At 77.5% G+C, this 1,282-nt stretch carries 1 protein-coding gene; it reads left to right on the top strand.

Annotation, left to right across the window (positions count from 1 at the left end; translation table 11 throughout):
* A partial coding sequence (locus tag GPJ59_RS36265) for an ACP S-malonyltransferase (protein WP_219672363.1) occupies window positions 1–1,282 on the top strand: 1,282 nt, incomplete at both ends.

Raw genomic sequence — 1,282 nt, 5'->3', positions numbered from 1 at the left:
GGGCAGCGGCGGTGCGGACGGTGCCAACGGCGGTGCGGCCAGCGGCAGCGGCAGCGCGAGCGCGGCCGCCCCGGTGCAGGTCGCCGTGGTCGCGGCGGATCTCGACGACCTCGCCGCCAAGCTGGAGCGGGCCCGCACCTACACCCCGGGTGAGGGCGTCCACGTCCGGGCCGAGGGCGCCGATCCCGGCAGGGTGGCCTTCCTCTTCCCCGGTCAGGGCAGCCAGCGCCCGGGCATGCTCGCCGACCTGTTCATCGCGTTCCCGCGGCTGCGGCAGCTGCTGGACACGGCCCCGGCCCAGGTGACGGCGGCGATGTTCCCGCCCGCCGCCTTCACCGCGCAGGAGCAGTCGGCCCAGCGGGCCGCCGTCACCGACACCCGCGTCGCACAACCCGCGCTGGGCCTCACCGGAGCCGCCGCCCACCAGCTGCTCACCTCGCTCGGGGTACGGCCGGACTGCACGGCCGGGCACTCGTACGGGGAGCTGACCGCGCTCTGGGCGGCGGGCGCCTTCGACACCGGGACCCTGCTGCGGCTCAGCACCGTACGGGCCGAGGCCGTCCTGGAGGCCGCGGGCGCGGACCCCGGCGCCATGGCCGCGGTCACGGCGGACATCGCTGCCGTACGGGAGACCGCACGGCGCACCGGATGTGTGGTGGCCAACCACAACGCCCCCCGCCAGTGCGTGCTCTCCGGTCCGACCCCGGCTGTCGAGGAGGCGGTACGCGAGCTGCGGGCGCAGGGCCTGGGGGCCGAGCGGATCCCGGTGGCCTGCGCCTTCCACAGCGAGGTCGTCGCCGCAGCGGCCGACCGCCTCGCCGCCGAACTGGCCGGGGCGGCGGTGGTGGGGGCCGCCGTCCCGGTCTGGTCCAACACGACCGGCCGGCCCTACGGCGCCGATCCCGCCGGGACCAGGGCGCTGCTGGCCCGCCAGATCGCCGAACCGGTGCGGTTCGTCGAGCAGATCGAGGCCATGTACGAAGCCGGCGTACGGACCTTCGTGGAGGCCGGGCCCGGCCGGGTGCTGACCGGCCTGGTCGGCCGGATCCTGGGCGAGCGCCCGCACACGGCCGTGGCCTGCGACGTACCGGGCGAGCCGGGCCTGCCACGGCTGCTGACCGCCCTGGCCGAACTGGCGGCGGCAGGGGTGCCGGTGGACCCGGAGGCCCTGTTCAAGGGCCGGACCCGGGTGCTGCCGGAGCGCGCGCCGCGGCGGCCGGGCTGGCTGGTGGACGGCCATCTGGTGCGGACCGCCGAGGGCGAGCCGGTGCCGGGCGGGCTG

The sequence above is a fragment of the Streptomyces bambusae genome (assembly GCF_019400985.1).
Taxonomy (GTDB): domain Bacteria; phylum Actinomycetota; class Actinomycetes; order Streptomycetales; family Streptomycetaceae; genus Streptomyces; species Streptomyces bambusae_A.
The sequence above is the reverse complement of the archived record's forward strand: the minus strand, read 5'-3'. Positions and strand labels throughout refer to the sequence as shown.